Origin of the sequence: Nautilia sp. PV-1 (assembly GCF_004006315.1) — a bacterium.
Taxonomy (GTDB): domain Bacteria; phylum Campylobacterota; class Campylobacteria; order Campylobacterales; family Nautiliaceae; genus Nautilia; species Nautilia profundicola_A.
In genome coordinates this window covers 1,674,432-1,698,526 of record NZ_CP026530.1, presented here as the reverse complement: position 1 = coordinate 1,698,526, position 24,095 = coordinate 1,674,432, and the positions used below count along the sequence as shown (strand labels likewise).

The 24,095-nt window shown below is 33.1% G+C and carries 25 protein-coding genes; 22 read left to right on the top strand and 3 right to left on the bottom strand.

The features are described from left to right. Positions 1-3: 3 nt before the first annotated feature. Together fliI and folE are read right to left on the bottom strand one after the other, a co-directional pair. Positions 4-1,302 (bottom strand): flagellar protein export ATPase FliI, encoded by a 1,299-nt coding sequence (fliI, locus tag C3L23_RS08945; RefSeq protein WP_127681918.1) that lies wholly within the window; start codon positions 1,300-1,302, stop codon positions 4-6. 48 nt (positions 1,303-1,350) lie between these two features. Continuing rightward, on the bottom strand, positions 1,351-1,929 hold the full coding sequence (folE, locus tag C3L23_RS08940) for a GTP cyclohydrolase I FolE (RefSeq protein ID WP_127681916.1): 579 nt from the start codon (positions 1,927-1,929) through the stop codon (positions 1,351-1,353). Positions 1,930-1,979: 50 nt separating this feature from the next. Here folE and tig point away from each other — a divergent pair, with 50 nt between their 5' ends. From tig to C3L23_RS08895, 9 genes are all read left to right on the top strand, one after another. After that, positions 1,980-3,266 (top strand): trigger factor, encoded by a 1,287-nt coding sequence (gene tig, locus C3L23_RS08935; protein ID WP_127681914.1) that lies wholly within the window; start codon positions 1,980-1,982, stop codon positions 3,264-3,266. Continuing rightward, entirely contained in the window at positions 3,266-3,856 is a 591-nt protein-coding gene (gene clpP, locus C3L23_RS08930; RefSeq protein ID WP_127681912.1) for an ATP-dependent Clp endopeptidase proteolytic subunit ClpP, read from the top strand. Before tig ends, clpP begins: the two co-directional genes overlap by 1 nt. Next, positions 3,856-4,866 carry a diguanylate cyclase domain-containing protein gene (locus C3L23_RS08925; RefSeq protein ID WP_127681910.1) on the top strand — a complete coding sequence of 337 codons (1,011 nt, stop codon included), beginning with the start codon at positions 3,856-3,858 and terminating at the stop codon, positions 4,864-4,866. The genes clpP and C3L23_RS08925 overlap by 1 nt, the downstream gene beginning before the upstream one ends. Further along, complete coding sequence (gene def, locus C3L23_RS08920; protein ID WP_127681908.1) at positions 4,866-5,390, top strand: peptide deformylase; 525 nt, start codon at positions 4,866-4,868, stop codon at positions 5,388-5,390. The genes C3L23_RS08925 and def overlap by 1 nt, the downstream gene beginning before the upstream one ends. Then, complete coding sequence (locus tag C3L23_RS08915) at positions 5,354-6,829, top strand: YifB family Mg chelatase-like AAA ATPase (RefSeq protein ID WP_127681906.1); 1,476 nt, start codon at positions 5,354-5,356, stop codon at positions 6,827-6,829. Before def ends, C3L23_RS08915 begins: the two co-directional genes overlap by 37 nt. 99 nt (positions 6,830-6,928) lie before the next feature. After that, positions 6,929-7,741: a metallophosphoesterase gene (locus C3L23_RS08910; RefSeq protein ID WP_168175737.1), complete on the top strand. Its 813-nt coding sequence runs from the start codon at positions 6,929-6,931 to the stop codon at positions 7,739-7,741. Positions 7,742-7,743: 2 nt separating this feature from the next. Beyond that, positions 7,744-8,454 (top strand): protein-tyrosine phosphatase family protein, encoded by a 711-nt coding sequence (locus tag C3L23_RS08905; RefSeq protein ID WP_127681902.1) that lies wholly within the window; start codon positions 7,744-7,746, stop codon positions 8,452-8,454. Then, positions 8,451-9,089 carry a metallophosphoesterase family protein gene (locus C3L23_RS08900; protein ID WP_127681900.1) on the top strand — a complete coding sequence of 213 codons (639 nt, stop codon included), beginning with the start codon at positions 8,451-8,453 and terminating at the stop codon, positions 9,087-9,089. Before C3L23_RS08905 ends, C3L23_RS08900 begins: the two co-directional genes overlap by 4 nt. A gap of 71 nt (positions 9,090-9,160) precedes the next feature. After that, entirely contained in the window at positions 9,161-10,540 is a 1,380-nt protein-coding gene (locus C3L23_RS08895; protein WP_127681898.1) for an NAD(P)H-hydrate dehydratase, read from the top strand. On the opposite strand, the gene C3L23_RS08890 is transcribed toward C3L23_RS08895, so the two are convergent. After that, positions 10,532-12,232, bottom strand: coding sequence for an ABC transporter ATP-binding protein (locus C3L23_RS08890; protein WP_127681896.1), 1,701 nt, complete (start codon positions 12,230-12,232; stop codon positions 10,532-10,534). The two genes, C3L23_RS08895 and C3L23_RS08890, sit on opposite strands and share 9 nt — an antisense overlap. A gap of 57 nt (positions 12,233-12,289) precedes the next feature. Here C3L23_RS08890 and C3L23_RS08885 point away from each other — a divergent pair, with 57 nt between their 5' ends. From C3L23_RS08885 to rfaD, 13 genes are read left to right on the top strand one after another with little or no spacing between them, the layout of a single operon-like run. Then, positions 12,290-13,207: a glycosyltransferase family 9 protein gene (locus C3L23_RS08885; protein ID WP_168175736.1), complete on the top strand. Its 918-nt coding sequence runs from the start codon at positions 12,290-12,292 to the stop codon at positions 13,205-13,207. Beyond that, positions 13,197-14,066: a lipid A biosynthesis lauroyl acyltransferase gene (locus C3L23_RS08880; RefSeq protein WP_127681892.1), complete on the top strand. Its 870-nt coding sequence runs from the start codon at positions 13,197-13,199 to the stop codon at positions 14,064-14,066. Before C3L23_RS08885 ends, C3L23_RS08880 begins: the two co-directional genes overlap by 11 nt. Further along, positions 14,059-14,766 carry a glycosyltransferase family 2 protein gene (locus C3L23_RS08875; protein WP_127681890.1) on the top strand — a complete coding sequence of 236 codons (708 nt, stop codon included), beginning with the start codon at positions 14,059-14,061 and terminating at the stop codon, positions 14,764-14,766. Before C3L23_RS08880 ends, C3L23_RS08875 begins: the two co-directional genes overlap by 8 nt. After that, the gene (gene rfaQ / locus C3L23_RS08870; protein ID WP_127681888.1) at positions 14,763-15,821 is read left to right on the top strand and encodes a putative lipopolysaccharide heptosyltransferase III; all 1,059 of its coding nucleotides are present in this window, start codon (positions 14,763-14,765) and stop codon (positions 15,819-15,821) included. The genes C3L23_RS08875 and rfaQ overlap by 4 nt, the downstream gene beginning before the upstream one ends. Continuing rightward, positions 15,818-16,885 (top strand): glycosyltransferase family 4 protein, encoded by a 1,068-nt coding sequence (locus tag C3L23_RS08865; RefSeq protein ID WP_127681886.1) that lies wholly within the window; start codon positions 15,818-15,820, stop codon positions 16,883-16,885. The genes rfaQ and C3L23_RS08865 overlap by 4 nt, the downstream gene beginning before the upstream one ends. Further along, entirely contained in the window at positions 16,882-17,814 is a 933-nt protein-coding gene (locus C3L23_RS08860) for a glycosyltransferase family 9 protein (protein ID WP_127681884.1), read from the top strand. Before C3L23_RS08865 ends, C3L23_RS08860 begins: the two co-directional genes overlap by 4 nt. 8 nt (positions 17,815-17,822) lie before the next feature. Continuing rightward, entirely contained in the window at positions 17,823-18,404 is a 582-nt protein-coding gene (locus C3L23_RS08855) for a DapH/DapD/GlmU-related protein (RefSeq protein WP_127681882.1), read from the top strand. Positions 18,405-18,414: 10 nt separating this feature from the next. Next, positions 18,415-19,497, top strand: a complete 1,083-nt coding sequence (locus C3L23_RS08850) for a glycosyltransferase family 9 protein (protein WP_127681880.1) — start codon at positions 18,415-18,417, stop codon at positions 19,495-19,497. 1 nt (position 19,498) lies between these two features. Continuing rightward, positions 19,499-20,767: an O-antigen ligase gene (locus tag C3L23_RS08845; protein ID WP_127681878.1), complete on the top strand. Its 1,269-nt coding sequence runs from the start codon at positions 19,499-19,501 to the stop codon at positions 20,765-20,767. Next, positions 20,748-21,752, top strand: coding sequence for a glycosyltransferase family 4 protein (locus tag C3L23_RS08840; RefSeq protein WP_127681876.1), 1,005 nt, complete (start codon positions 20,748-20,750; stop codon positions 21,750-21,752). The genes C3L23_RS08845 and C3L23_RS08840 overlap by 20 nt, the downstream gene beginning before the upstream one ends. Beyond that, on the top strand, positions 21,736-22,617 hold the full coding sequence (waaF, locus tag C3L23_RS08835; RefSeq protein WP_127681874.1) for a lipopolysaccharide heptosyltransferase II: 882 nt from the start codon (positions 21,736-21,738) through the stop codon (positions 22,615-22,617). Before C3L23_RS08840 ends, waaF begins: the two co-directional genes overlap by 17 nt. Beyond that, a complete protein-coding gene (gene gmhB / locus C3L23_RS08830; RefSeq protein WP_127681872.1) occupies positions 22,614-23,102 on the top strand; it encodes a D-glycero-beta-D-manno-heptose 1,7-bisphosphate 7-phosphatase in 489 nt (162 codons plus the stop codon). Before waaF ends, gmhB begins: the two co-directional genes overlap by 4 nt. Then, positions 23,099-24,094: an ADP-glyceromanno-heptose 6-epimerase gene (gene rfaD / locus C3L23_RS08825; protein ID WP_127681870.1), complete on the top strand. Its 996-nt coding sequence runs from the start codon at positions 23,099-23,101 to the stop codon at positions 24,092-24,094. Before gmhB ends, rfaD begins: the two co-directional genes overlap by 4 nt. Position 24,095: the final 1 nt, after the last annotated feature.

Genomic DNA, 24,095 nt, shown 5'->3' with positions numbered 1-24,095 from the left:
AAATTATACAATATTGTTTAAGATATTTAAAGTTTCATCAAAAGGAATTAGTTCGTTTGGAGACTGTTTTAAAAAGTTTTCCATAGCCTGTTTTTTGTTAATGGCTTCGTCAAGTTCAGGATCTACGCCTTTTTGGTAGGCACCTATACGGATAAGGACTTCGTTTTCTTTTAAAAGTGAATAAAGTTTTTTAAATTTTTGTGCTTTTTTAAGATGTTCTTCACTAACTACGTTACTCATAACCCTGCTGGCGGAATTTAATATATTTATTGGAGGATAGATACCGCTGTCAGTCAGTTCTCTGCTTAAAATAAAATGTCCGTCAAGGATTGATCTTGCCTGGTCGGCAATAGGATCCGCAGATGTGTCATCGCCTTCTACCAAAACCGTGAAAAAGGCTGTAATCGAACCTTTGTTTTTTTCTTTTCCGGCTCTTTCCATTAATTGTGGCAGAAGCATAATTGCGCTTGGAGGATACCCTTTGCTGGTAGGAGGTTCTCCCATTGCAAGTCCTATTTCTCTTTGGGCCATTGCAAATCTTGTAATACTGTCCATTAAAAACAAGACGTCTTTATTTTTATCTTTGAAATATTCAGCCACTGCCATGGCGCTGAATGCCCCGTATTTTCTCATAAGGGCAGAATCATCCGAAGTTGCTACAATTATTACCGTATTTGTTAAGTCGCCTCCGAGTTGATGTTCTATGAATTCAGGAATTTCCCTTCCCCTCTCACCAATTAGGGCGATTACTTTAATATCAGCACTCGCACCTTTTACAATCATACTCATAAGAGTTGATTTACCGACACCGCTTCCTGCAAAAATACCGAGCTTTTGTCCTTTTCCGCATGTTAAAAGTCCGTCGATTGCTTTGACCTTTGTTTCGAATACTTCATCAATAACACCTCGTTTCATAGGTGAGATAGGTTTAGTCATAATAGGATATTTCTTTTCAAAAAATATTTCCCCTTTGTCATCAATAGGGTTCATAAAAGGATCTACGACTCTGCCAAGTAGACCTTCGCCCACGGGTATCTGCATGCCGTTTTCGTCGATGTAAATTTTATCGCCGATTTTAAAGCCTTCAAGAAATGAAAAAGGTGTAACTATAAAAGAGTTTTCGTCAAGGGCCGTCACCATTCCGAGTATTTCATGGTTTCCGGAACATATTTTGACTATATCGCCGATAGAAGGATTTAATCCTGTGGCTACTAAATTTGTCGGATTGATTTTTTTGACAATGCCGAACGGTTTTGAAAGCGGTTTTTTACCGATTTTGTCTTTTATGCTGCTAAGAGCCATTTATTTCCTTTAAGGAGAAAAATTTTATAATTTTTCACTTTTCACTTCTCAAAAGTGTGTCTGTACAGGTGCATTTATAATGTTGAAAAACTCTTCTCTTGTTTTTTCCTCTAAGAATATTCCTCTAAGCGCGCTGCTTGACGTATATGAATGTTTAGTTTCCACACCTCTCATTTCCATACACATATGTCTTGCGTGAATCACAACTCCCACGCCTTTTGGCTGTACTACTTCCATAATGGCATCGGCAATCTGTTCTGTAAGCTGTTCTTGGATTTGAAGTCTTCTTGCGAATACGTTTACCATTCTTGGAATTTTACTTAAGCCCACTACCTTTTTATCAGGTATATAAGCCACGTGTACCCTACCGAAGAACGGTAAAATATGATGTTCGCACATTGAATAAAATTCTATATTTCTTACTACCACCATTTCATTGTTTGTACTTTCAAATAGTGCGTCGTTAAGTACTTCTTTTGGGTCTTTAAAATATCCGCCGCAGATGTATTCGAAACTTTTTGCAACTCTTTTAGGAGTTTTTACAAGCCCTTCTCTGTTAACGTCTTCTCCTATTGCTTCAAGAATCATTTTAGCTGCCAATTCCAGTTTTTCTAAATCAACGCTCATTGTTATCCTTTAAAATTTTTGGTATTATACCCTTTAAAAAAAGGATTTTAATGTTAGAAGTTAAAAAAATTGATTCTGCTAATAGTATAATCAAAGCTGTGATCGAAAATCAAGATTTAGAAGCAAAAAAAGACAAAATTGCTAAACAAATCGCAAAAAAAGCGAAAATCCAAGGGTTCAGACCCGGAAAAGTGCCTGTAAAAGTAGTAAAAAAAATGTATGCTGCCGATATCGAACAAGACGCAATCAGCGAAGCAATAAGAGAAGTGCTTGATAAAGGCGTTAAAGAACTTGGTGTAAGCGATATGATTGCTGAGCCTGAAGTTACTAAATTTGATAAAAAAGACGACAAAATTGAAGTTGAAATTAAAGTTTTCACAAGACCTGAAATTGAAATCGGAGACGAATATAAAGAATGTGTTCCTGAAGTTGAAGTTCCTGAAGTGACTGATGAAGAAGTTGAAGAAGAAATCAAAAAAATCGCGGAAGCTCAAGCTGAAACTAAAGTTTCAAGAAAAAGAATTTTAAAAGAAGGTCTTATCGGTGTAATCGATTTCACAGGTTATATCGACGGTGAAAAAATGGAAAACGGAAGTGCAGAAGCGTATCCTCTTGAAATCGGAAGCAACTCTTTCATCCCTGGTTTTGAAGAGCAGCTTGTAGGAATGAAAGTAGGAGAAAGCAAAAAAATAAAAGTTACTTTCCCTGAAAACTACGGAGCTAAAGAGATCGCCGGAAAAGAAGCCGAGTTTGACGTAACTTTACAGGAAATTCAAGAAAAAGTTCCTGCTGAAATAAATGACGAGCTTGCTAAAAAATATATGGCAAAAGAAGATGCAACTTTAGATGATCTTAAAGAAATGATAAAAACTTCAATTCAGGAAAGAAAAAAAGCGGAAGCTTTTGCACCTAAAAAAGAGGAAATTCTTGAGTGTTTAGTAAAAAAATACGAAATTGATTTACCTGATAGCGTAGTAGAAAAAGAAGTGGAAATTATGATTAATAATGAAGCTGAAAAAATGAGCCCGGCGGAAATTAAAGAACTTCAGGAAAATCCTGAAAAACTTAAAGAACTTAGAGAAAAACTGCTTCCTGAAGCAAAAGACAGAGTTAAACTTACATTTATTATTGACGCAATTGCTAAAAAAGAAGGTGTTGACGTAAGCGATCAGGAGCTTACTCAGATATTATATTACGAAGCAATCATGCAGGGACAAAATCCTCAAGATGTGATAAAATATTATCAGGAAAACAATTTACTGCCTGTAATTAAAATGAACTTAATTGAAGATAAACTTCTAAATAAACTTTTAGAGGACAAAGTAAAAGGTAATTAATGAGTATTTTAATTCCTACCGTTATTGAAAAAACCGGAAGAGGAGAGAGAGCTTACGATATATATTCTCGTCTTCTTAAAGACAGAATTATTATGCTGCAAGGCGAAATAAACGACCATGTATCTAGTATTATTGTTGCCCAAATGCTTTTTTTAGAAGCTGAAAATCCGGAAAAAGACATCTATTTATATATTAACTCTCCGGGGGGAGTGGTAACAAGCGGTATGGCTATTTATGATACAATGAATTATATTAAGCCTGATGTTGTAACGATTTGTATGGGGCAGGCTGCAAGTATGGGCGCGTTTTTATTAAGCAGCGGCGCTAAAGGCAAAAGATTTGCGCTTCCTCATGCAAGAATTATGATTCATCAGCCTCTTGGCGGAGCACAGGGGCAGGCTACCGATATTGAAATCCATGCAAAAGAAATATTAAGAATGAAAAAAGAACTTAATAAAATCCTTGCTGAGAACACAGGTCAGAGTATTAGAAAAATAGAAAAAGACACAGAAAGAGATTTCTTTATGAGTGCGGAAGAAGCTCTTAAATACGGACTGATTGACAAGGTACTAAAAAAAAGAGATAACTAATGATAAGTAAAAAAGACGATAAATTTTCTACTGTTGAAGTTGCTGGTTTAAACGAGCCTTCTTCTCCTCTTGAGGAGTTTGCCAAAAAAGTTTTTGATAAAATGATTGAAGAAAATGTACCACCTATACCTTATTATTATAAAATGTATTTTTTAAATATGCTTGATGAAGAACCGGAAAGTTTTAGAAATCAGGTTTATGAGTATATAACTTTAGAAGAAACAAACGAGCTTGAAAAAGACTTAGAAATTGAAAAAAAACTAAAACAGTCTTTTAAATATTCCAAAGAACTTTTACAGCATACTGCAGTTTTATATAAAAATTCTCAGGCTATTAAAGATATTTTTGAAAAATATAAAAGCGAAACCGCACATATTGCCAATCCGAAACTTTTTGAAAGACTTATAAACGGTTTTGAAGAAAGACTTAAAAAAATAAATGAAAAACTTGATAATGAGCTTAACCATATAAAACAGTTATATTCTAAAAACGTAGAAATTTTGAAAGATATTGAGAGTAATTCGATTTTTGATGCAAGATACGGTATTTATAACAAAAACTTTTTTATAAGAGAACTGAAAAAAGAAATAAAACTTATTGAAAAATTTAAACATAAAAGCAGTGTAGTCGTTTTGAAAGTGAAAGACAGCGTATTTGCTTCTTTGAAATCTGAAAAGTCTAAAATTCTTTTAAACAGAAGTGTTGCAAAGATAATGCTCAAAACATCCAGAAGAACGGATATTATTGCGCATTTGGGGGACGGTGTTTTTGCAATGCTTCTAAAGCATACGGACAGAATCGGAGCATGTAAAACGGTTGAAAGACTTTCAGATATTATCAGTAATTCTGCTATTTTTCTTGAAGGTGAAGAAATTAATATCAAAATAGTTGCAGGAATAGTAGAAATACTCAGTAACGAAGATGTTGAAGTATTGGTTTCACATGCATTGATGATGATGGAAAAAGCTCAGGAAGACGACGTTTTATATTATATATACGAAGGAAATTGATGGCGGTATTAGATATTGTTACTTATCCGAATAAGGTTTTGAAACAGATTTCAAAGCCTGTTGAAAGATTTGATGGGGAACTGCATAAATTATTGGATGACATGTATGAAACTATGATAGCTAAAAACGGCGTAGGCCTGGCTGCAATCCAGGTGGCTGTTCCTATTAGAGCTTTATTGATAGATATTGGCGATGAAGAAGGTAAGCAGAGTAAAGACACACTAATAGAAGTAATAAATCCGGAATTTTTAACATGGGACGGAACGCAGAAAGATACAGAAGGATGTTTGAGTGTTCCTGATTATTTTGACGAAGTTGAAAGATACAAAAACGTAAAAGTAAAGTTTTTTGACAGATTCGGAAAAGAGCATATTATGGAAGCCGAAGGCTTGCTGAGTGTTGCTTTCCAGCATGAAACAGACCACCTTGACGGGCATTTGTTTGTAGAAAGACTTGATTATATTAAAAGAAAGAAGTTTGAAAAAGAGTGGAAAAAACTGCTAAAACAAAAACGAAAAAAATAAACTCCGCTACGCTTGAAGGATTTGAAGCCCAAAAAGTAGAAGTTGAAAGTTCGTTTACAAAAGGTCTTCCCGGATTTGCTATTGTAGGACTTGGCTCCCAGGCGATTCAGGAAAGCAAAGAAAGAATTAAATCGGCTCTTTTAAATAACGATTTCGAATTTCCCCCTCTTAAAATTACGATAAATTTAGCTCCTGCGGATTTGCCAAAATCGGGCTCGCAGTTAGATCTTCCTATAGCTTTAAGCATTTTATATCACAAAAAAAATATTGATTTAAGCGAATATCTGGTTTTAGGAGAACTCGGGCTTGACGGGAGTCTGAAAGATACCAATTCCATATTTCCTATTATTCTTTCACTCAAACCCAAAAAAGTGATTATTCCTCTGCAGAGCGCCGAGAAAGTGAGCAAAATTCCGGGTGTTGAAGTTTATGCTTTTTCGCATATTAAGGAGTTTGAAGATTTTGAGCCTAAAAAGGTGGAAAATAACGGTTTTAACTACAGCCATATAAAAATAGACGGCAAAAAGTATTATTATCTTGAAAATTTTGAACTTGATTTTAAAGATGTGCTGGGACAAAACCAGGCAAAAGAGGCTGCTTTGATTTCTGCGGCTGGGTTTCATAATATTCTGTTTGAAGGAAGTCCCGGAGTCGGAAAGTCTATGATAATCGGCAGAATGAGATATATTTTACCTCCTATGAGTTTAGAAGAAATACTTGAAGTGGAAAAGTATAATTCGCTTGAAGGCAAAGAAGTTACGTTTAAACCTGCAAGACCTTTCAGGGCGCCTCACTATTCGTCTACAAAGGCGGCGATATTCGGAGGCGGCAGCAGGGGTGCGAAGATAGGGGAGATTGCGTTTGCGAATAAAGGAATGCTCTTTTTTGACGAGCTTCCTCACTTTCAAAAAGACGTGCTTGAGAATTTAAGGCTTCCGTTACAGGACAGGAAGGTGCTTATCAGCCGGGTAAATTCAAAAATAGAATACGAAACCGACATACTGTTTGCGGCTGCTATGAATCCGTGTCCATGCGGGAATCTGTTGAGTACGAATAAAGAGTGCAGATGTACGGATTTGGAGATCAGAAGATATAAAAATAGAATCAGTGAACCTCTGTATGACAGGATAGAGATATATCTGCAAATGACCGAGGACTACTCGAAAGACACTGTTTCAAGTAAAAAGATGTTTGAACAAATTTTAACGGTATTTGAGATGCAAAAGGGCGAGTTTAACGCAAACCTTCCTGAAAATTATCAATTTGACATTGAAAACGGCGCTTACGAGATACTGAAAAAAGCCATTGGTAATTTCGGGCTTAGCAAAAGAAGCGAATTTAACCTGCTTAAAGTTGCCAAAACCGTTGCCAATATAAACAAAAGAAATAAAATTCAAAAAGAAGACCTTCTTAAAGCGCTTCAGTTTAGAAGACGTTAACTCAAAATAATATTAGAAATTCATTTTTTTTAATCGTAATAATTTATACTATAATAAAATTACTTGTTTTAATTTATGGAAATGAAAATAAGGAATAAAGTGACTCTTGATATTATAAGCGATATACATTTGGATTTTTATTCAAGGTTTAACAGAGTAAAAACACAATCTTTTGCAAAAAAACTTATTGACAGTAAAAGAAACAAAATTTTTGATATTTTGGTAATTGCAGGAGATATAGGACATTATAACGATGATAATGTTTATTTGATTGAGTTATTAAGCAGATATTATGAAAAAGTGTTTATTACATTCGGTAATCATGATTTATATTTACTCTCTTCCAAGTATCTGGAGAAATATAACCACAACTCTTTTAACAGACTCAAAGAATTTAAAGAAATGGTAGAAAAAATAGATAATGTAATCTTTTTGGACGGACAAAAAGTCGAATATAAAGGCATAACCTTTTGGGGCAGCGGCTTGTGGTATGAGGTAAACAGTGTAAAACACTGGTCCGGATACATGAATGATGCTAGATACATATATGACAGAAAAGAAAGTTACAAAATCGTATTTCCGTATGATTATTATCCGGTTAAATATAATTTTAATGTGTTTTCTTTATACGAAAAAGAGTTGGAAAAAATCAACCGATTGGATAAAACCGATATAATAATATCCCATATGCCGCCTGTTGTATTATCAAATGTTTACGATATAAGCAATACATATTTTTTTGTGCCTTACGGTGAAGAGGTGATTGAGAGGGTTAAACCTAAAATGTGGATATTTGGACATATTCATTCTAAGGTGTATAAAAAGTTTAACGGCTGTGAGCTGATATGTAATCCTTTGGGATATCCGGAAGAGAATGAAAAATTCGTAATAGAATCTATTAAGGTTAATTAAAAATGAGCACAATAAAAACCAGATATATAGACTATATTATCGGAAGAGAAGAGATAGAATCGCTTTTGCAGGAGAAAGAATTTAAAAAGCATCTACTGATTTCAATTATAAACCCTGATGATAAATATGAAATTATTAAAAAACAGATAATGACAATAGAGAATTTCTTAAATTCTAACGATCAAGAATTAATCTTTCCTTTTTATATAGGTGCAGGCAAATTTAAAAAAGAAATATTTCTCAAAGATCAAAAAGAGAGTATGAAAAAATTAAAAAAGACTCTAAAAAGTCTTAAAAATTATCTAAAAAGGAAAAATACAAGAAAAGATCTTAATGCAAAGCCGATAGATAAAATTTTAAGAGATAAATTTTTTGACAGTTTAACTGTTGATTTTTGGGATGTGGATAGAGATTTGTTATTTTACAAGCCGATTGAGGGCAGCGAAGCAGAAAAAATAGCCAGGTTTATATATAAACATAAAAAAAATGTGCTTAATAAAGGATTGAAGTTTGTAATCCACTGTTCTGCCGGTATTTCAAGAAGTGCCGGAGTCGGCATGGCACTGCATTGCTGTTTGGATTTTGGAGGGAATACGGAACATTTCAAGAAAGAAAACTGCAAGATTCTTTTTCATAACAGATACAGACCGAATGAATATGTTTTTAATGCAATTTGTAATGAATATAAAAAATTAGAAGGAATGTTAAAGTGAAAATAATATCCGACACCCATTTTGGGCATACAAATATGCTGCTTCATGAGCCTACGAGAATGCAAAAAGCGAGAATGGAAGGCTATGAGGATTTTGACCGATTTTTAATTGAATATCTTAACTCTTATATTTCAGACAACGATGAGGTGCTGCATTTGGGAGATGTGGCTTTTGGAGACAAATATAAACTTGCAGAAAAACTGAACGGTAAAATTACGCTTATCAAAGGCAATCACGACAAACAAAAACATATTGAGTTTTATAAATCAATAGGCTGGGATGTAATAGAGGATATAAGAATAGAAATTGATGTTGATACAAGCTGGTTTGAATATTTAAAATATAAGTATGATACAAAAACCCTTACAAAAACAGCCTGTCTGGTGAAGGAGATTAACGGTAAAAAAGTTCTTTTTTCACATTATCCGGTATTTAATGACAATCCTTACGATGAAAAATTTCAAAACATCTCTAATCTTCTTGAAGAAGTTTTTACACTTTGCGGTTGCGATATAAACATACACGGACATACTCATTCGTATAAGGTTGCGGATAAACGGTGTATAAACGCCTGTTTGGAAGTTAACGGTTTTAAACCTGTTGAAATTGCTGATATTTTATACGGACTTTGTTGAAAATAAATATAAACTTGTTACAATAAAGCAGGAAAACTTTTTAAATCTTTCTATGCCTCTAAGGAGTAAATATGAAACCCGCGTTTAAAGAAGTCTATTCGTTCGATAAGAAGTGTTATGAAGAATATAAACTTACGGAAGATATATTGATGGAGCATGCCGCATACAGTATGGCTTTGGAAATTTATGAAAAAATTCCGAAAAATTTAACGGTAAATATTGTGGCAGGACCCGGAAACAACGGTGCAGACGGTGTTACTCTTGCCAGAATTTTACTAGGTGATTATCATGTTAATCTGTATTTGCCTCTTGGCGCAAAATCGGAAATGTGCAAACTTCAGCTAGAGAGATTTAAAGCCGTCGGAGGACATGTAGAAACTGTATATAAAAACTGCGACTGTCTTGTGGATGCGATATTCGGAAGCGGTTTGAAAAGGGATTTAAGCAGCGAACTGGTTGCAATCGTAAATAAAATGAATAAATTAAAGGCATATAAAATAGCATGTGACGTTCCTACGGGAATTGACGATAAAGGCAATTTAAGACCTGCGGCTTTCAGAGCCGACGTGACAATTACAATGGGTGCGGAGAAAATATCTCTTTACGGCGATGCGGCCAAAGATTATGTTGGAGTGATAAAAAAAGCCGATCTGGGGGTGAGTTTTACTAAATATATAAATAAATGCTGTTATTTTGTTTTGGAAAAAGACGATCTTATTTTGCCTTTTAGAAACAGACAAAATACCCATAAAAGAACATACGGACATTTGGGAGTATTGGTGGGAGATAAACCCGGAGCCGGAATTCTGGCTTCACAGGCGGCATTTAATTTCGGATGCGGTCTTGTTAGTATAATAACCCGTGAAAAAGTAGATGCTCCTTATGAAATAATGCAGACAGGCAAAATAGGGAATTTCACAGCCTTGGCTTTCGGAATGGGTATGAATAACCATTTCGACGATATAATGGATGATATAATCTCTTTGGATATTCCTATGGTTATTGACGCGGATATGTTTTATAAAGAAAAAATAACATCATTTTTGAATAAAAAAGCCGTGCTTACGCCTCATCCTAAAGAGTTTGCTAGTCTGCTCAAAATAGTTGGCCTTGGAGATTACACTACAAAAGACGTGCAGGCAAACAGATTTGAACTGGCGGAAAAATTCAGTGAAAAATATCCTCAGGTAGTGTTGCTGCTTAAAGGTGCGAATAAAATAATAGCTTACAATAAAAAACTGTTTATTGATCCGAACGGTAGTGTTTCTTTGGCAAAAGGCGGAAGCGGAGACATACTAGCAGGGCTAATAGGCTCACTGCTGGCGCAGGGATGGCATCCTTTAAAAGCCGCTATTCACGGAAGTCTGGCACATTCTCTTGCCGGAAATTACGAACCGAACTATGCCTTGACTCCTACAAAAATAATTAATAATTTAGAAAAATTAATATGATTTTTGATAGAGTTTTTTAAACTCTTCGCATTTTTCCAATAGATCTTCTTTTTTCCCTGAACATTCTATTTTACCGTTTTTGAAAACAAGTATTTCATCGGCATTGTCGATTGTATGAAGTCTGTGGGCGATTATGAACACTATCATGTCTTTGAGGTTATTAATGGCATCCATTATAACCGCTTCGCTTTTGTTGTCAAGCGCGCTTGTCGCTTCATCTAGTATTAAAACATCGGGATCTTTATAAAGGGCCCTTGCTATTGCGATTCTTTGTTTTTGTCCTCCGCTGAGGTTGCTGCCGTTTTCATGCAGTACTGTATATATACCCTCAGGCAGGCTTTGGATGTATTCCAGTAAATTGGCCTTTTTAAGTGCGGTTTTAACTTTTTCTTCGTCAATTTCCTTGCCGTATGCGACGTTTGCAGCAATGGTGTCGTTAAATATATGGACGTTTTGAGGAATATATGCAATTTTTTCTCTTAAGTCTTCCAGGGAGTAGCGTTTCATGTTTTCACCGTTTATTAATATTTCACCGCTGCTCGGATCGTAAAATCTCATAATGAGACTTACAAAAGAACTTTTTCCTCCTCCGCTGTCACCCACAAGGCCGACTTTCACAGGTTTTTCGGCGGTATAGGTTATATTTTGAAGAGCCGTATTGTCTCCGTATTTTAACGATACATTCTTAAATTCTATTTTTTCTATATTATCAAGCTTTTTATCTCCAGATACAATCTGAGGTTTGAGGTGGAAAATTTCTTTTAACCTTTCGTTTGCAGCAATGGCGTTTTGGAGGTTGGAGTATGTGTTTGATGCTCTTTTGATAGGCTCGGTCATCATAAAAAGAGCTGTCATAAAAGAAAAAAACGCACCTACACTCATCTGTCCCGTAATAACTTCGTGACCTCCTACTATAATGACGATTGCCGCAACCGTTGCGTTCATAAGTTCGAGTATAGGATTTAAAAGTGCAGAAGTTCTGACTGTTTTAAGATTGATTTTTAAATATCTTAAATTTTCTTCTTTAAATTTTTCATATTCGAATATTTTGGCATTGTATGCTTTTATTGTCTCGATGTTTTTAAATATTTCGCTTAAGTGTTTGTTTAAATCCGCAGTTTTGGCCTGTGACTGTTTTGAGAGGTTTTTCAGTTTTTTGGCAATTTTACCTATCGGATAAATAATAAGTGGCATAATTATGATCGCAAAAAAAGCAAGTTTGGGACTTTGGTATATTACAACTCCCAGCAAAAACAGAGCCATTAGAATATCTCTTATAAAGTTTGCCAAATCGTGGCTTATGGCACTTTGTATTCTGTTGATATCGTTGATTATTCTGCTGACAAGTTCTCCTGAATGTGTTTTTTTGAAGTAATCCATATCAAACGTCAAAATATAACTTAAAAACTTGTCTCTTATCTGTCTTACTACGTCTTCGCCTATGTATGTAACGTAATATGTCTGAATATACCTTCCGACTCCTTTTATGAAGTAGATAATAATAATTCCGATCGGAAGCAGGTATAAAAGATGTTCGTTTTTATCAATGAATATTTTGTCAAGAACCGGTTTGATAATATACGCAATGGCAGCGGTGGATACGGATACCATTATCATCCCGATTACAGCTAAAAATATCTCTTTTTTGTAATGTTTATAATAAGGGAGGTATTCTTTAATAAATTTCCACAAAATCTAAACCTTTCATTTGTTATAATTTTACTATCTTATCAAAATTTAAAGGAAACAATGGATACGATAATAAAACTGAGTTCTTTAGGTGATATTATACATTCTTTGGTTGTTTTGCCAAAACTTGAAGAAAAAATAGATTTTGTGGTGGATGAATCATTTAAAGATATTTTACAAGACAATCCTTATATTAATAACATTGTGCCTGTAAATTTAAGAGCCGCTAAAAAAGATAAAAAGCAGCTTTGGAATATTTACAAAGAGCTAAGACAAAAAACATATCAAAACGTATATGATCTGCAGGGGCTTATAAAAAGCGCTCTGGTTGCGAGAATAATAGGAAACGAAGTAATAGGGTACGCAAATCCGAGGGAAAAGATAGCTTCAATTTTTTATGATAAGAAAATAAAATCAAAAAAGAAGTTTGCCGTTCAGAGATATTTGGAGCTTTTTGAGATGGAAGATGACGGTTATTTGATTAATCACCCGAAACTGCTGTTTTACAAAGACAGGGAATTTGAATATTTAAGCCGTGAGAGAAAAAACATAGTTTTTATAATAGGTGCGAGCTGGGAGTGTAAAAAAACACCTCTTCACGTCTGGACAGAACTTGCTGAATATTTTAAAAACGAAAATATAATAGTTCCGTATGTAGGCGAAAATGAAAAAAAAGAGGCGTTTTTTATAGCCGATAAGGCCAAAAATGTCACACCCGTAAGTCTAAACCTGAATGATTTAAAGGCTTTGATAGACAAAAGTGATTTGTTAATCGGAAATGATACGGGCCCAAGTTTTATAGCTTGGGCGAATAATATTAACAATGTTATTTTATACGGATGTACTTATAACAATAAAATTTTAGAAAACAGGTATTCTAAAAGTGTGGAAATTCAAAACAAAGAAATAAACAAGAGGTTAAACGTAATGGATAAAATGGATGTTAAAAATATAATAAAGAGAACAGATGAATTTTGATAATATGTTTTATTACGGATATCTGTTTTTAGAAAAATTACTAAAAATATGTCCTGATTTTATGAAAAAATATTTAAAAAAATTATTGACGTTTCTGTTTTATAAATTTGATTCAAAAAGAAAAAAGATAGTATTTGTCAATCTTGATTTAGCTTACGGAGATACTCTTTCAAAAAAAGAAAAAGAAAAAATAGCAGAAAAAGTTTATGAAAACTTCGTAAGCAATCTGTTTGAATTTATCGAACTTTCGAAAATGAGTAAAGGGGATTTGGCCAAAAAAGTTGAATTTGAGAATCTCGAAACGGTGAAAAATGAGCTTCAAAAAGGACCTGTAATTTTTGCAGGGGCACATTTTGGAAACTGGGAAATCGCGGTTTTGGCAATAGGTGCTTTTGTGACTCCCATCAGTGCCGTTGTAAGAGAGATAGACAATCCGAAACTGAACGAAAGAATTAAAAAAATTCGTGAAAAATTCAATGTAAAAATATACGGTAAAAAAGGCGCTCTTAAAAATTTAATGAGAGATTTAAAAAACGGAAGAAGCATAGGAATTTTAGTTGATCAGAATACATCTAAAGAAGAAGGGTTGGATACCAAATTTTTCGGTAAAAAAGTTCTTCAGACACCAAGCGCTGCTCTTCTTAGTAAAAAACTGAAAGTTCCTGTTGTTATGGGTTTTGCAGAAAAAAAAGACGATAAATGGGTTATAAGTTTTAAAGATGTGTTTGTTTGTGATGATATCCAAAACTGTGTCGACAGACAGTCTAAAATAATTGAGGAAGAAGTTAAAAAATATCCGGAATTATGGTATTGGTTTCACAGAAGGTTTAAACATTATTACGAGGACAGATATGAATAAGCTGAGTGTCGTAATAATTACGAAAAACAGTGGAAAATTTATAGAGGGCGCGGTTAAATCCGCTTTGTTTGCCGATGAGGTTTTGATACTTGACAGCGGAAGCAGTGACAATACATGTGAAACGGCTAAAGCTCTGGGTGCGAGAGTTGAATTTCAGGAATGGCTCGGATTTGGAAAACAGAAACAAAAGGCTGTCGATTTGGCAAAAAACGACTGGGTTTTTGTGCTTGATTCGGATGAGAGGATAACCGCTGAACTTCAAAATGAAATAAAAGCCATATTGAAAAATCCGGAATTTAACGCGTATTATGTTCCGAGAATAAATGTTTTTTGGGGCAGGGAAATAAAGCGTTTAGGGCTTTATCCTGATTATTCCGTAAGACTTTTCAATAAAAAAAAGGCAAAATTTAACGAAAAAGAAGTCCATGAAAGCGTTGAATGTGAATGTGAAATCGGGTATTTGAAAAATCCTATGAAACATCTGGCGTATGAAAGCATTGAGGAATTTATCGATAAGCAGAACAGATATTCAACGCTTGGGGCGAAACCGAATAAATTAAAAGCTTTTATTTCTCCTTTATGGACGTTTTTTAAGCTGTATTTTATAAAGCTCGGATTTTTGGAAGGCTGGGACGGATTTGTAATCGCAAGGCTTTATTCACAGTATACTTTTTGGAAATACATTAAGGGAAAAAAATGAAAATTTTGGTTATAAAATTCAGAAATATAGGAGATGTTCTTTTAACTACTCCTTTAATTAAAAATCTGAAGATGAATTTCCCCGAGGCGCAGATAGATGTTGCGGTAAATAAAGGCACGGAAGCCATGCTTAAAGGGAATCCGAATATAAACAGAATTTATTCATATAATAGAAGCTATTATAAATCTCTTCCGAAATTAAAACGTTTTATTGAAGAATATAAATTTTTAAAAAGTTTTAAAAATTATGATATGGTGATCAATACAACTGAAGGAGACAGGGGCGCTTTTATAGCAAAATTCAGTAATGCAAAGATAAAGATCGGATATAAAGTCAATAAAAATATTATGTTGAAAAAAGCATTTAATTTTATAATGCCAAAGCCGCCGCTTATGAGACATATTATTGAGAATAATTTGGATGCTTTAAGGATTATAAATAAAGATATATATGAAAAAAAAGTCGAAATTTTTTGGAGTAATGAGGATATTGAAAAAGTAAAAAAGTTAATACCGGATAATTTTATTCATATTCATCCCGTTTCGCGTTGGCTATTTAAATGTATAGATGATAAAATTATGGCAAATATTATTGATTTTTTATATGAAAAAGGTCAAAAAGTTGTAATAACGGCGAGTCCTGATAAAAAAGAAATAGAAAAAGTTAATAAAATTTTATCTTATTGTAAAAATAAGCCGATAAATTTAAGCGGAAAACTCAGTTTAAATCAGGTTGCATATCTTTCAAGCAGGGCTAAACTGTTTATAGGAGTAGATACGGCTGTTATGCATATGGCGGCGGCTGTAGATACTCCTGTTGTTGCGTTTTTCGGTCCAAGCGGGGCGTTTAACTGGGGACCATGGGATAATGATCTGTTTGAAAGCGGGTATACGAAAAAAAGCGGAATTCAAACAATGGGAAAACATACGGTTATACAGCATGACTGGGATTGCATTCCATGCGGAAAAGACGGTTGTAACGGAAGTAAAGTGAGTGAGTGTTTAATGCAGTTTGATATGGAAAAAATTTTTAATATTATTGAGGAGAAACTGTGAGGGTTTTACATACGGAATGGTCTGACGGATGGGGAGGACAGGAAATCAGGATAATTTCTGAAATGGAAGGTGTAAGAGAACAGGGAGTTGATGTAATGCTTGCCTGCAGGGAAGGAAGCAGGATAAAAGAGGAGGCTTTAAAAAGAGGTTTTAAGGTTTATACGTTGCCGTTTAGAGGTAATTTGGATTTTAAAACGCTTTTTGAGTTAATGAAAATCATAAAAAGAGATAAAATAGATATAATTAATACTCATTCCGGAAAAGATACTTGGGTTGGTGGACTTGCTGCAAAGCTTAGCGGAGCAAAGTTTATAAGAACAAGACATCTAAGCAACAGAATAAACCCTTCAAGGACCAATTTTATTAACGAACTTGCGGATTTTATTATTACAACGGGTGAGAGTGTCAGGGAAGATATGATTAAATATAACAGAATAAACCCTGAAAAGATAATGTCAATTCCGACCGGAATAGATGATGAAATATTTAATCCTCAAAAGTATGATACAAATGAGTGCAGAAAAATTTTTGGTTTGGATGATAATAAATTTTATATCGGAATAGTGGCAGTTTTGCGTTCATTTAAAAGACACGACTTTTTTTTGGATATTGCCAATTATTTTAAAGATAATGAAAATATTGAATTTGTAATAGCTGGTGAGGGACCTAAAAGAAAAGAAATAGAAAAGAAAATAAAAGATTTAAACTTAAAAAACGTAAAACTTTTAGGACATATTACAAAAGTGCCCGAATTTTTAAAAGCTATAGATTTGCAGCTGTTAACATCCGATTCTAAAGAGGGAGTGCCCCAAAGTGTGATTCAGGGACTTATGATGCAAAAAGATATAATAGCCAGCAATGTCGGAAGTGTGATGGATTTATATAAAGACAACAACTTTTTAATGCTTGACGGTTTGGATTTAAACAAATGGGTTGAGGGTGTTAAAAAAATTTATAATAAAGAATTGCAGTTTAATAAAGACAGAGATTATATTGTTGAGAATTTTTCTAAAAAAGCGATGGTAAATAAAGTGCTTAGCGTATATGAAAAGGTTCTTAAATGAAAATACTCTTAATAAGAAACGATAATCTAGGTGATTTGATATGTACAACACCTGCAATTGAGGGTTTAAGAAAAAAATATCCAAATGCTCAAATCGATATTGTGGTTAACAGTTATAATTTTTTGGGAATCAGAAACAATCCTTTTGTAGACAATATATATGTTTATACCAAACCTAAACATGTAAACGGAGTAGGGGAAAAGTTAAAAGCCCTGTTTGGAAAAATTAAAATATTTAACGGTATCAGAAAAGAAAAATATGATGTAAGTGTTGTTTTTAGAAGCGAATATTCTCCATCAACTGAGCAGTTTAGCAATATCAGTAAAGCCAAAATGAGAATAGGGGTAAAAGATAAAAAAAAGAGAGACAAGTTTACTCATCATATAGAATTTAGAAATAATCACGAAGTTGAATTTTGTTTTGATTGCTTGAAGCCGTTGAATGTGGAGTATAATGGAGAAAAAACCAGATTTTTTATCCCCAAAGAGATGAAAAAAAAGTATGAAGATTTTAAAGATATTGTGGTTTTTCATATTTCTGCCAGAATGAAAAACAATCAAATGAGCTTTGAAAAGTTAAAAGATATATTTGCTAAGCTTGATAAAGAGATTTATATAACGGCAGAGCCTAAAGATTTTGAAACGGCAAAAAAGCTTGAAAAAGAGACGAAAGTTATTTTTAAAAAGACGGATTCTTTTTTGGATTTGGGAGCTTTTATTTCAAGGGCTAAACTTTTTGTGACGTTGGAGGGTGGTGCTATGCACTTGGCACCGGCTATAGAAGTTAAGACTATAGCTTTATTCGGAATTTCGGATATTAACAGATGGCATCCTTGGGGGTATAAGGATTTGGTATTACAGGATAAAAGCAAAATCGCCGAAAATATAGATAACGATTTAATAGTTAAACATATAAAAAACAATTTATAAGGGAAAAAATGATAAAAGAGTTAGTTTATTTTTTGTATATTATTCTTTCAAAACTGCCCGATAAGTTGATTTTAGGATTCTGGTTTAAGAAAATTACCAAATTAAGAGCAAAAGTTTTAGGATGGATGCCTAATAACAAAATAGGCAAAAACGTAAGAATTTACAGAAACGTAAGAACTAACAAAAAATCAAAACTTATAATAGGCGATAATACGGCTGTTAAAGAAAATTGCATTTTAATAGGCAATATAGAGATAGGTAAAAACTGCAACGTTTTAAACAACACCAAAATAGACGGAACGGGAAAAGTTATAATAGGAGACGATACTCATATAGGAAGAGAAAACGATATTTTTTCACATTATCACGAAATAAAAAATAAAAATATTTTAGTAAATAAATCAAAAGAAATTCCTCAAACTACCATTATAGGAAAAAACGTAATGCTTTTTAGTAGGGTAGGCGTTATGAGTGGAATAAAAATCGAAGATAACGTTGTGGTAGGATACGGAAGCGTCGTAACTAAAAATTGCGAAAAAGATTTTATTTATGCCGGAAATCCGGCAAGGAAAATCGGCGAGAGAGTTTAAAGGAGCGTTTTTGAGTCTTTTTAAAAAAATAATTCCCTGTTTTTTACCTGAAAATCAGATTATAAAAACGGATTTGGTTCCAATGGAAGAAATTGATAAAATAGTTTGTTTCAGTAATACGGCAATTGGTGATACGCTTTTTGGTACGCCTGTTTTTAGAAGTTTAAAAAAGCATTTTCCCGATAAAAAACTAATTGTAGTGATGAGTCCTAAAAATTATGAACTTTTTGAAAATAATCCCTACATTGATGATATTATTTTATATTCTGGGAAAACAAAACATTTTTTTAAAGTATTGAAAGAATTAAAAAAAATTAATCCCAAACTTGTTTTGGCATTACATTCAAATGAGCCTCAAGCGACTCCTCTTGCCGTTTTGAGTGGGGCTAAGTATATTATTAAACTTCCAAACGATAAAAATGAGTTTAATAAATGGCATACAAATAAAATAGTACCTAAAATTGAAGGAGAACATTTTATTAAATTAAGGCTTAAGTTTTTAAAATGGCTTGGGATTGAGGAAAATGATTGCAAGATGGATTTGTTTTTAAAAGATGAGTGGATAGAAGAAGTTGAAAAAGTATTGCCGAAAAATAAAAAATTAATAGGATTTCAAATAGGGGCTTCTACAATTAGCAGAAGATGGTTTAATGAAAGATGGGTAGAACTTGGTAAAAAGCTTTTGAGTAAATACCCGGATGTTAATATCGTTTTAACCGGTGCTCCTAACGAAAAAGAGTTAACCGATGAAGTGGAAAGAGGAATTAATGATAAAAGAGTTTTAAATTTAGCCGGTAAACTATCTTTAGGAGGAGCTGCAGCATTGATTGATAAACTTAATTTGTTAGTAACTCCCGATACTGGGCCTTTACATATTGCAATTGCTGTAAAGACCCCAACAATCGGCTTGTTTGTAGCCGGTAACCCTAAAGAGAGTAATGCATGTTACGATTTGGATATTCATCCTTTTATTCAAAAACCAAAAACCTGCACACCTTGTGTAGATAAAAAATGTAAATATCCAGAATGTATGAAACAGATTACTGTTGATGAAATATTATTAAAAATAGAAAAACAAATATATAAGGCTTAGTATGTTTATAATTGAAAAAATTAAAACAAATATAGATATTTTATTTCTGGCTATATTTATATTTACTTTACCCATAGCACACTTTACAGCTGTCCAAAACATATCATTTGGTCTTTTTTTAGTCAGTTTTATTTTAATATATAAACCGAAGTTTGAAATAACTAGTCTTTTATATTACAAGAAATTAATAATAGCATTTGCATTGTTTATATTATTAGCTTTTTTATCTTTATTTAATACTCCAAATATTATTGAAACTTTAAAAGAAATTAAAGGAGAAATATTTTTTAATTTAATAGTTATGTTAACAGGTTTTTATTATTTTCTAAATATTGAAGAAAGAAAAATTAAGATAATTTTTTATATTATTCTTGCAGTGTTAACTATACATACATTAATTAACATTTATATATGGTATCACCACGGTTTTTGGCCTTACCGTGCAGGAGGTCTTCTTGATTCGGGAGGGGGTGAAAGGTTTGGTATTTGGGCCACATATATGCTTACTATGAGTTTTACTTTTTTTTATAACAGAAAAGTTTTTATTATTTTGTTTTTACTGGCAATTATTTCAATAATAGCTAATCAGACCAGAGCAACATTTGTTGCCACATTTGTCATATTATTCAGTGCTATGTTATTAAAAAGAATATTTAATATTAAACAGGCTTTTGCAGTCTTTGTAATTTTAACAGGTGTTTATTTTGTTATCTCTAAATATTTGCCTAATAAAAGGTATAATATTTATCAATATATAGATAATATACATAAAGTATATATACTGCCGCCGCATGAATTTAAAAAAATACATATAGAAAGTTCTTCTTTGCAAAGACTTAGTATGTGGAAGTCTGCGATTATATATAGGAAAGAACATCCATTTGTTCCTTTAGAGTATGGTAGATTTTTGTATGGTGCAAGCATAAAAGAAGTTTTTAAAAATGAGCCTCAAAATTTACCTATTAGAATTTATGCACAGGTTCATAATGAATTTTTGGGAATGCTTTATGGTTTAGGGATATTTGGCTTGATTATATTTGTTTATATAATTTTCTTTAATGCATATTTGGCTAAAAAACTATTCATAACATCAAAGGATTTAATTATTAGAAGATATGCATTGTTTATATATTTAGGTACATTGGGATTTATTGTTTCTATGATGTTTGGAAGTTTCTTTGGTGATAGTGAAGCTAAGTTTTTTTATTTTTTATACGGCTTGTTGCTAGCATTGAATATTAAGGAAAAAAATGAAAATTACTCTTCTTAGGTTAAAGTCTTCTAAATTCGGGGGAGCCGAAGTTTATTTAAGCAGGCTTTCGGAGGAGCTTAAAAAAAGAGGAATAAAGTTTGATATCAAATATACATCTGCTCCTAAATTTTTATCAAGCTGGCTGAAAATCATCTGGTATAATCTTGAAGTGTGTTTGCTTAAAGGTAATAAATTTTATTTTTCCTTGGAACGGGTAATTTGTCCTGATATTTACCGTGCGGGTGACGGAGTTCATAAAACATTTTTAAAAATTGAAAATAAATCAAAATTAAATCCTTTACATTTTGTTTATCTTTATATTGAAAAAAGAATGTTTAAAAATGCTAAAAAAATTATTGCGATTTCTAATATGGTAAAACGTAATATTATTGAAGAATATAATGTTCCGTCTGAAAAAATTGAAGTAATTTATAATGGAATACCTCTAAAAGAAAAAGTTCCTTTTGATGAACTTAAAAAAGAATTTAATATTAATAATGAAAAAATTTTGCTTTATGTAGGAAGCGGATTTAAAAGAAAAGGCGTTAAAGAGGCATTGGATATTGTTTCGAAATTGAAAGGCAATTTTAAATTCTTTGTAGTGGGAAAAGAAAAAAATATTGAGTGGTATAAAAGCTATGCAAAAGAGCTTAATATAGAAAATAAAGTTGTCTTTACAGGTCCGAGAAGCGATGTGGATAAGTTTTATTCTATGGCGGATATTTTTATATTTCCTACAAAGTATGAACCTTTTGGCAGCGTAATAATAGAAGCATTGAATTTTGAAAATGTTGTTTTTACTACCGATATGTGCGGCGGCGGGGAAATATTGCCTGAAGAATGGATAATAGATGATAATATTGTAAATAAAATCCAGGAACTTTTAAATAATAATAAAAAGCTTGATGAATTAAAGAAAAAGGCAAAAGATATATCTAAAAATTACAGCATAGAAAAAAACGTAGATGAAACAATTAAGGTTATAAATGAAGTTATTAATTGAACCTCCAACCTGGCTGGGTGACGCCGTAATGGCAAGCGGAGCGATAAAAGCCGTTTTGGATGAGCTTAAACCTGAAAAAACAATAGTTTTTGGAAGTTTTGTAGCGACTGAGTTTTTGAAGGAATGGTTTGATGAGGTGATTGTAATTGATAAAAAACATAAATTCAGGCAGTTTATGAATTTTCCTAAAGCCGATATATTTATCAGTTTCAGAACCAGTATGTATTCAAAAATTTTGGGATTGAAGGCAAAAAAGAGTTTTTATTTTGATAAAAGTCTTTCAGGGCATATGGTTGAAAAATATTCGAAATATGTAAATACTATAATCGGAAAAAACGAAGTTTATTCGCCTGTTTTACCGTATAAGCCTAAACATTTTCAAAAACCGACATTTGGAATAAATCCCGGTGCTACATACGGAAGCGCAAAGAGATGGTATCCGGAGGAATTTGCGAAAGTTGCAAATACCCTGGGTGAGAAATATGACGTAATAATATTCGGAGGTCCCGGAGAAGAGGAAATAGCAAAGGATATTGAAAAAAAACTTACGATTTCAAATTATAAAAATCTATGTGGCAAATTAACTATTAAAGAACTTTGTGAACATATCGGAGGGCTTGATCTGTTTATAACAAACGACAGCGGTCCAATGCATATAGCAGCGGCTTATAATGTACCGATAGTTGCGATTTTCGGACCTACGAATTACAAAGAAACGTCTCCTTGGAGCAGTAATTACAAAATTGTCACAAAAGATTTGGAGTGTGCCCCCTGCATGAAAAGGGAGTGTCCTTTGGGACATCATGAATGTATGAAAGAGATAAAAGCCGAAGATGTGTTAAAAGCTGTAAAGGAGCTTGTGTGAAAGCGGCGTTTTTAGATAGAGACGGAGTTATAAATATCGATACGGGATATGTCGGGAGAATAAAAGATTTTAAGTTTAAAGACGGAATATTTGAGCTTTTAAAACTGCTTCAAAATCTTGGATTTACCCTTTTTATAGTGACAAACCAAAGTGGAATAGCCAGGGGTTATTACAATGAAGAAGATTTTTATAAATTAACTGAATGGATGAAAGAAGAATTTAAAAAAGAAGGCATTGAAATAAAAGACGTCCGGTTTTGTCCTCATCATCCCGACATTACGGGAGAGTGTGAATGTAGAAAACCCAAACCCGGAATGATTTTGGATCTGGCTAAAGAATATGGAATTGATCTTAAAAATTCGATTATGATAGGCGACAGCGACAGGGATATAGAAGCGGCAAAGCGAGCCGGAATAGAAAAAACGTTCAAAGTTGAAGAAAGCTTATATGATATAATTAAAAAAATAAAAAAGGAGTTTTTGTGAAATACTCTAATATAAATTTTAATAATAAAACCGTTGTAATTACGGGCGGTGCCGGATTTATAGGAAGCAATCTCGCTTTTTATTTTCAGGAAAACTATCCGAACTGTAAAGTTATAGTATTTGATAAATTCAGAAGTGAAGAAAAATTTAGCAACGGAAACCTTAAGAGTTTCGGGCATTTTAAAAACCTGCTCGGATTTAACGGTATTATTATAAGCGGAGATATAAACAATAAAGACGACTTGGCAAGACTTGAAAAATATGATATTGATTATATTTTCCACGAAGCCGCTATATCCGATACTACGGTTGCAGATCAGAAAATAATGATTGATACGAATGTAAATGCTTTTAAGGATTTATGCGATTTAGCCGTTAAGAAAAACGCTTCCATGATTTATGCTTCTTCTGCAGCAACGTATGGAAACAGCAATAAATTCAGCGTGGGATTTGAAAAACCGAACAATGTATACGGGTTCAGTAAACTGATGATGGACAATCTTGCAAAAGAATATTACGATAAAATCAGAATAGTAGGGCTAAGGTATTTTAACGTTTACGGTCCGAGAGAGTATTTTAAAAACAAAACGGCATCGATGGTTCTTCAGTTCGGGCTTCAGCTTTTAAGGGGTGAAAGTGCCAAACTGTTTGAGGGAAGCGATAAAATACTCAGGGATTTTATATTTATTGAAGACGTTATTCAGGCGAATATTAAATCGTGTGAAACTGATAAAAACGGAGTTTATAACGTAGGCACAGGCAAAGCCAGGAGCTTTCAGGATATTGTTGATATTCTCAAAAGAGAGCTTAACATAAAAAGGGATGATACGTATATTCCCAACCCGTACATAGGGCAGTATCAGTTTTTCACCCAGGCCGATATAGAAGATACGAAAAAATATTTAGGTTATGAGCCGAGATTTGAACTGGAAGAAGGTATAAAAGCGTATCTGCCTGAAATTATCAGGATATATGAAGAGGAAGTTAGATAGT

What these genes read in the sequence shown, in the direction of transcription:
- rfaQ (WP_127681888.1), top strand. Translation starts at nt 14,763, where the DNA reads ATGAAAATTTTGGTTATAAAATTCAGAAATATAGGAGATGTTCTTTTA.
- C3L23_RS08860 (WP_127681884.1), top strand. Translation starts at nt 16,882, where the DNA reads ATGAAAATACTCTTAATAAGAAACGATAATCTAGGTGATTTGATATGT.
- folE (WP_127681916.1), bottom strand. Translation starts at nt 1,929, where the DNA reads ATGAGCGTTGATTTAGAAAAACTGGAATTGGCAGCTAAAATGATTCTT.
- C3L23_RS08855 (WP_127681882.1), top strand. Translation starts at nt 17,823, where the DNA reads ATGATAAAAGAGTTAGTTTATTTTTTGTATATTATTCTTTCAAAACTG.
- C3L23_RS08895 (WP_127681898.1), top strand. Translation starts at nt 9,161, where the DNA reads ATGAAACCCGCGTTTAAAGAAGTCTATTCGTTCGATAAGAAGTGTTAT.
- C3L23_RS08905 (WP_127681902.1), top strand. Translation starts at nt 7,744, where the DNA reads ATGAGCACAATAAAAACCAGATATATAGACTATATTATCGGAAGAGAA.
- C3L23_RS08840 (WP_127681876.1), top strand. Translation starts at nt 20,748, where the DNA reads ATGAAAATTACTCTTCTTAGGTTAAAGTCTTCTAAATTCGGGGGAGCC.
- C3L23_RS08845 (WP_127681878.1), top strand. Translation starts at nt 19,499, where the DNA reads ATGTTTATAATTGAAAAAATTAAAACAAATATAGATATTTTATTTCTG.
- C3L23_RS08880 (WP_127681892.1), top strand. Translation starts at nt 13,197, where the DNA reads ATGAATTTTGATAATATGTTTTATTACGGATATCTGTTTTTAGAAAAA.
- clpP (WP_127681912.1), top strand. Translation starts at nt 3,266, where the DNA reads ATGAGTATTTTAATTCCTACCGTTATTGAAAAAACCGGAAGAGGAGAG.
- C3L23_RS08925 (WP_127681910.1), top strand. Translation starts at nt 3,856, where the DNA reads ATGATAAGTAAAAAAGACGATAAATTTTCTACTGTTGAAGTTGCTGGT.
- fliI (WP_127681918.1), bottom strand. Translation starts at nt 1,302, where the DNA reads ATGGCTCTTAGCAGCATAAAAGACAAAATCGGTAAAAAACCGCTTTCA.
- def (WP_127681908.1), top strand. Translation starts at nt 4,866, where the DNA reads ATGGCGGTATTAGATATTGTTACTTATCCGAATAAGGTTTTGAAACAG.
- C3L23_RS08885 (WP_168175736.1), top strand. Translation starts at nt 12,290, where the DNA reads ATGGATACGATAATAAAACTGAGTTCTTTAGGTGATATTATACATTCT.
- C3L23_RS08875 (WP_127681890.1), top strand. Translation starts at nt 14,059, where the DNA reads ATGAATAAGCTGAGTGTCGTAATAATTACGAAAAACAGTGGAAAATTT.
- waaF (WP_127681874.1), top strand. Translation starts at nt 21,736, where the DNA reads ATGAAGTTATTAATTGAACCTCCAACCTGGCTGGGTGACGCCGTAATG.
- tig (WP_127681914.1), top strand. Translation starts at nt 1,980, where the DNA reads ATGTTAGAAGTTAAAAAAATTGATTCTGCTAATAGTATAATCAAAGCT.